At 62.7% G+C, this 5707-nt stretch carries 4 protein-coding genes; all 4 read right to left on the bottom strand.

What is annotated here, in order from left to right:
- Nucleotides 1-314: 314 nt before the first annotated feature.
- A complete protein-coding gene (locus ACHFGS_RS08530) occupies nucleotides 315-863 on the bottom strand; it encodes a hypothetical protein (RefSeq protein WP_394278352.1) in 549 nt (182 codons plus the stop codon).
- A 462-nt stretch (nucleotides 864-1325) separates the two neighbouring features.
- Nucleotides 1326-2105 (bottom strand): TIGR04255 family protein, encoded by a 780-nt coding sequence (locus tag ACHFGS_RS08535; RefSeq protein ID WP_394278351.1) that lies wholly within the window; start codon nucleotides 2103-2105, stop codon nucleotides 1326-1328.
- A 107-nt stretch (nucleotides 2106-2212) separates the two neighbouring features.
- Nucleotides 2213-5317: a type I restriction endonuclease subunit R gene (locus tag ACHFGS_RS08540; protein WP_394278350.1), complete on the bottom strand. Its 3105-nt coding sequence runs from the start codon at nucleotides 5315-5317 to the stop codon at nucleotides 2213-2215.
- A complete protein-coding gene (locus tag ACHFGS_RS08545; RefSeq protein WP_394278349.1) occupies nucleotides 5314-5634 on the bottom strand; it encodes a restriction endonuclease subunit S in 321 nt (106 codons plus the stop codon). The genes ACHFGS_RS08540 and ACHFGS_RS08545 overlap by 4 nt, the downstream gene beginning before the upstream one ends.
- Between the last annotated feature and the right edge of the window lie 73 nt (nucleotides 5635-5707).

Genomic DNA, 5707 nt, shown 5'->3' on the forward strand with positions numbered 1-5707 from the left:
CACCCAGAGTCGGCGCGAACTCGATCGCAGAACGACCCGCGATCAGCCCTCGAACCGCGCCCGCCCGCGTCGCCCACGGAATCTTCCTCGACACAACGAACCTCCTCGACGAGGTGTTGCGCTAGGACTCTGAAACCGCCGACATTTCACCCGCGAAAAGGACATCTCAGAAAAATCCCTACACGTCTGTCGGATCCCGCTGGAGTTTGCGAACCCCGACGTTGAATACGAGGTACTTTGCGTCAGTTCGGCCCTGCTAGTGTCGCGCTTTATTGCGGATTCCTACCGGGGAGCCGGCCGAGCTGGCGTTCTTATCAGGCGCTTGGTTCTGTCGAAGGCATCGGGTGTATGCAAGTCTTGTGAGCTGCGACCGAAGCGCACACTTCCTCCAGATCGGCGCCAGTCCAGGCGGTCTTTTCTGCCGTGTCGGCGAAGTAGCAGAACAGCCCAGCGATCGTCTTGAAGTGCTTGAGTGCACGCAAGTACTCCGGCGACACCTCAGACGGCTCCCCCGGAGCAAGCGGCGGGGCCTCTTCCCGGGGTGGTCGCGGAAATCCGTGATCGAGGTGCGCGTGGCCCACGAAGTCGTCCGGCTCGTCGGTCACGTGGGCGTGGACTAGTCGGATCGACCCCGCCCGAGCTCGCGCGAACCCCGCGAACTTCGGCTTAATCTGCAGCCCCTTCGCCTTCGCGGCGTCGGGGCCCAAGACCTGCAGACGCATGATGGAAATGGCACTCTTGCCCGACGGCGGAGCGAAAGCTTGCCACTTCAAGCCAGCGAGGGTGCCGAAGTCCCTCTCTTCGAGCGCGCGCAACAAGATCTCGTCGTCGCTGATGACGACATCAGCAGACGTCGAAGTCATCCGTCAGACGTGAGTTTCAATCAGTCTGCGGAGCCGAGCCGTATCAGCGATCTGACCGTTCTCTCCGTACGGTTCCCCGACCGTCGGGATGAAGGCGAACCCGAACCGATCTGTTCCAACCTCTAGTGAGGCGAAGCCTTCCCCGGACTCCCACTCAAGGTAGAAGGTACCGTTCAGTCCTAGGGTGAACTCCGTCCGATCCGACGGCAGCAACGAGGCGATCTTCTGCGCATTTCGGAGTGCCCGTGTCTGCGCGGCGTCACGCAAGCCGCTCAAGGGAGATCGCTTGTAGGTATCACTTGGGTCGGACAAGCCGGGGGACATCTGATCCCAGTAGTTGGACCTCAGCAGAAGTCCATACAGCGGAGAGCCTCCCCCATGCGGTTCGAAGCGCGTCTGTTCCCGGTCGTGCGACCGCGCCTCCCTCTCGCTCGAGTGTTTCCTTACGAGTGTTGCTACCACTTAGTCGTCCCCTAACGGTTCCGTGCGCGGCTCTCTCATTCGAAGCCTACATGCGTCCGTGATCGCTGCTTCGAAGACAGTGTTCTTGATGCTTCGTATGGTTGAAAGATAGTGCTCGACTTCCGAGATCGTCGTAGGCTCGACATCTCTTCTGGTGTCGATGTCCAGAACTAAGACCGTGCCTTCGTCTACGTCATCAGTGAACACCGTCGTCCGAGTGGATACGGCTTCATCGTCAAACGGTATGTCGACCTGGGCAAACATGCGTCGCACAACTTGCGGAAGCATCCCCGGGATGGGAACGCTCATCCGGACGTAGTCGCTAATCTCAAAGCCTGAGGCCTCGTCGGCCGACGGGATCGGTAGCCGATTCACGAAGCGACACCCAACGCCCGTAACAGCGGCAGCGCCTCGAGCCGAGTACGCCTCATTCGCGATGACCATCGCACGCTGGATGAACACCTCCCAGGTCTCATAGGGGGCTTCAGGAGCAAATCGCTTCGAGTACTGAAGCTCGTCATCAACCACGGAGATTCGTTCGCCATCGCCGATGAAGACAAACCCCGCGGCACGGTGAGATGAATCAAGACTCGAGTCGCTCCCGGAGATAGCGACAAGCGTGTTGGAGACCTCAAACACAGCCTGTCGTTCCTTGATCGCCAGCGTCGTGAGCTTTTCAAAGGTCTCGGTTGCCTCAGCAACGCTGATGTCTTCAGGGGTCTGAAGCCGCATCAGCAACGACGCCTCCACGATTGGCGCGCGTGCGTACGTCTCAGTCACCATCTATTCGCCACCACGATCGACACTCTATCGAGCATCACGCGTGCTCGACATCGCAAGGCAACAACAAAGCTTGGTCCTCGCCCCCGGAAGCACGCACGACAGCGTCAGGCACGCTTGTCCTTCAGGTACTCGTAGAGCATCGCTGGCAGCGCCTTGCTCAGATCTGAGAACAGTCCGCCATCACCGAGCAGGTCGTCGATGAACGCGGGGGTCTCGTCCCGCACGCCGAGCAGCGCCTTCGTGAATGCCTTCGGCAACGCCGGCGACTCAGCAAACTGCTGGGGCGAGTTCACCGCCGCCTGGTTCGCGAGCTCGACATCCAACGCCAGCTTCCCGACGATGTGGTTCATCTGGAGGTCGATGACGCCGACCCCATACTTGTCGCCGAGGCGCTCGTTGAGCTTCTGGATGATCTCCTCGAGCGCGCTGCGGTGCTTCTCGTGGATCGCGCCCGACCCGATCGCGGTGATCGGATCCAGCCCCGGCCCCTGCTCGAGGTTGAGCTTCACCGACTCACCGGCGCTGATCTTGTACCCGACGAGCGTCACCTCGGAGATGTCGACAGGCTCGAGAATCGTCTCGGTGGACAGCTGCGGAAGGATCCGGCGGAAGAAATAGTGTCGGCGGGGCAGGTCGGTGTCTTCGAGGTTCCGGGCCTGGGAGATGAAGTCGTAGAACTTCACGAAGTTCCCCACGTCCGCCTTGAAGAGCCGCAGCTCGTCCTGCTCGGCCTTGTCATCGTCGAGGACCGCGGCGATCCAGCGCTTTTGGAACCGGTCCACGGCCGGCGCGGTCGCGGCCGACACCTTCGAGTTCGCGTTCACGCCACCGGCAAGAGCGGCGTCGAAGGCCTGCTCGACCTCCGACATGTCGTAGATCCCGGCAGAGTCGAGTTTCACCACGAGGTCGTAGATCAGGTTTGGGTCGGTCGTCGCCGTCAGCGTCGCCTTCCGGTAGTACGGCAGGAACGCGTCGAGCACCTCCTGCGGCTCATTGACGAAGTCGAGGACGAACGTCTTGTCCTTGCCCGGGTAGGTCCGGTTCAGCCGGGACAGCGTCTGCACCGCATGCACGCCGCCGAGCTTCTTGTCGACGTACATTGCCACCAGACGCGGCTGATCGAAGCCGGTCTGGAACTTCTCGGCGACGATCATCACGTTGAACGTCGCGGGTTTGAAGGCTTCTGCGAGATCGGACTGCACCCCGGGATTCTGCGTCCGCTCCGTGAGTCCGTCGCCGAGCAGCTCGGGGTCGTCCACGGTGCCCGAGAACGCAACCAGGGACCGGACACCCTGCACACCGGCGTCGGCGATGTAGGTGTCGAGGTACTTCTTCCACCGCACTGCCTCGACGCGGGAACCGGTGACGACCATCGCCTTCGCCTTGCCGTCCAGCAGGGGCTGGACGAAGGTGCGGAAGTGGTCGACGACGATCTTCGCCTTCTGGCTGATGTTCGTCGGATGCAGCCGCACGTACTGGACCAGCGCCTTCACCGCGGTCGACTCATCGACCTCACTGGCGCCGTCGTAGTCGGAGTCGGGATGCTGCAGCTTCCACGCCACCTTGTACGGGGTGTAGTTCTGCAACACATCGAGGATGAAGCCCTCCTCGATGGCCTGCTGCATCGAATACAGATCGAACGGCTCAGGCGTCGCATCCGGGCCCGCCCCCTCCGGCACCCGCCCGAACAGCTCGAGTGTCTTGGCCTTTGGGGTCGCGGTGAACGCGAAGTACGAGATGTTGGGGGCGGAGGCGGTGACCTCCATCGCCCACTGCAGGTACGCCTCCGAGTTGATGGGTGCACCCTCGGCGACCGCGGCCTGCTCGTCCGGGGACAGCACCTTCGTCAACGCCCCGGCGGTCGAACCGGTCTGCGACGAATGCGCCTCGTCCGCGATGACCGCGAACCGGCGCCCCTGAAGTTCGGGCAGAGTCTGGATCGCGGTGATCAGAGCCTCAAAGCTCTGGATCGTCACGATCACGATGTTCTTGCCACCGGTCAGTGCCGCGGCGAGCTGCTTCGACTTCGACTCGCCCGCATCCTTCGTGATCGACTGCACCACCCCGGCCTGCTTCTCGAACTGCGAGATCGCGTCCTGCAGCTGCTTGTCGAGCACCGTCCGGTCGGTGACCACCACGACCGTGTCGAACACCCGCACGTTCTGGTCGTCGTGGAGTTGGGAGAGGCGGTGTGCGAGCCACGAGATCGAGTTCGTCTTCCCCGACCCCGCCGAATGCTGCACCAGGTACCGGTTCCCCGGCCCCTCCGCCCGCGCCGCGTCGACCAGGCGGGTCACGGCCCGCCACTGGTGGTACCGCGGGAACAGCACCTTCTCCGACTTCGTCTTCTTGCCCGTGTCGGGATCGACGTCGACCTCGACCTGCAAGTGCACGAACGACCCCAGCAGCTGCAGCCACGTGTCGCGCTGCAGGATCTCCTCCCAGAAGTACGCGGATGCCGACCCGTTCGGGTTCAGCGGGTTCCCCGCGCCCTCGTCCGCGCCCTTGTTGAAGGGCAGGAACCGGGTTGCGGCGCCGGCGAGCTTCGTGGTCATCCGCACCTCGGAGTTCGACACCACGAAATGCACCAGCGAGCGCTTCGCGAACGCGAACAACGGCTCACCCGCCGGGTTCCGATCGAACTGATACTGCGCGACCGCGTTGCCGATCGATTGCGTGAAGTCGGTCTTCAGCTCGATCGTCGCGACCGGGATGCCGTTGACGAACAGCACCAGATCCAACGCCTTGTTCGGATGCTTCACCGAGTAATGCGCCTGACGCATCACCCGCACGCGCATCTTCCCGTACGCCGCCAGGGTGTCCGGGTTGTTCGTCGTTGCCGGCCGGAACTGCGCCAGCTTGAACTTGACCGCGCCGCCGTGCAGCGGCACCATCGAGAATCCCTCATGCAGGATCCGGATGGTCCCGCCGTTCTTCAATGGGTCGTTGTTGAGAGCCTTCGCGAGGCGGGTCAGGATGCTGCGCCCCGCCGCCTCGCGCTGCGCCTCGGTGTCACCGGGGCGGACGACCTTCGCGAACTCCTTCGTCTGCGAATCCTCCAGCCACCCGAGCACGTCCTCAGGGAATAGGGCGAGCTCGGGGTCGTAACCGGCGTCGGTCGGCGAGTACAGCCACCCGTTCGCGGCGAGATGCTCGACTATCTCGTTCTCCAGCACCGACTCCAGATGCGCCCCAGCGATGCCCGTCATGCCGCCACCCCCACGTCGATCTTGCCCATCACCGCAGCCGAGATCAGTGCGGCACGGCGCTCTTTGGCGATCTCTACCGCCAGCCTCGCCGAGGCCAGGGCACGATTCACCGCGACGGTTGCTCCGTTCAATGTCGCCGCGACCTTCTCTTGTTCGTCTATCGGGGGAATTGGCACACGCAGATGCCGCAAGTCGGAGTAACTCATAGATTGCCGAACACCTCCACCCATCGAGTAGAGGACCTTAGCGAGGGTGGCGTCCCCTGGGGTGGTGTAGTTCTCGGTGCTGGGTGTCACGTCGTTGACGTGGTGAGCCATCGTGCGATGGTCAGTGAGAACCGACTAAAGCTACTCACAGAAAGACACGACGCACGATGGCTCTTGACCAGTC

Source organism: Microbacterium sp. (assembly GCF_043427715.1).
Lineage (GTDB): Bacteria > Actinomycetota > Actinomycetes > Actinomycetales > Microbacteriaceae > Microbacterium.

Coding starts and splice junctions, on each gene's coding strand:
- ACHFGS_RS08530 (WP_394278352.1), bottom strand. CDS start 863: ATGACTTCGACGTCTGCTGATGTCGTCATCAGCGACGACGAGATCTTG.
- ACHFGS_RS08540 (WP_394278350.1), bottom strand. CDS start 5,317: ATGACGGGCATCGCTGGGGCGCATCTGGAGTCGGTGCTGGAGAACGAG.
- ACHFGS_RS08545 (WP_394278349.1), bottom strand. CDS start 5,634: ATGGCTCACCACGTCAACGACGTGACACCCAGCACCGAGAACTACACC.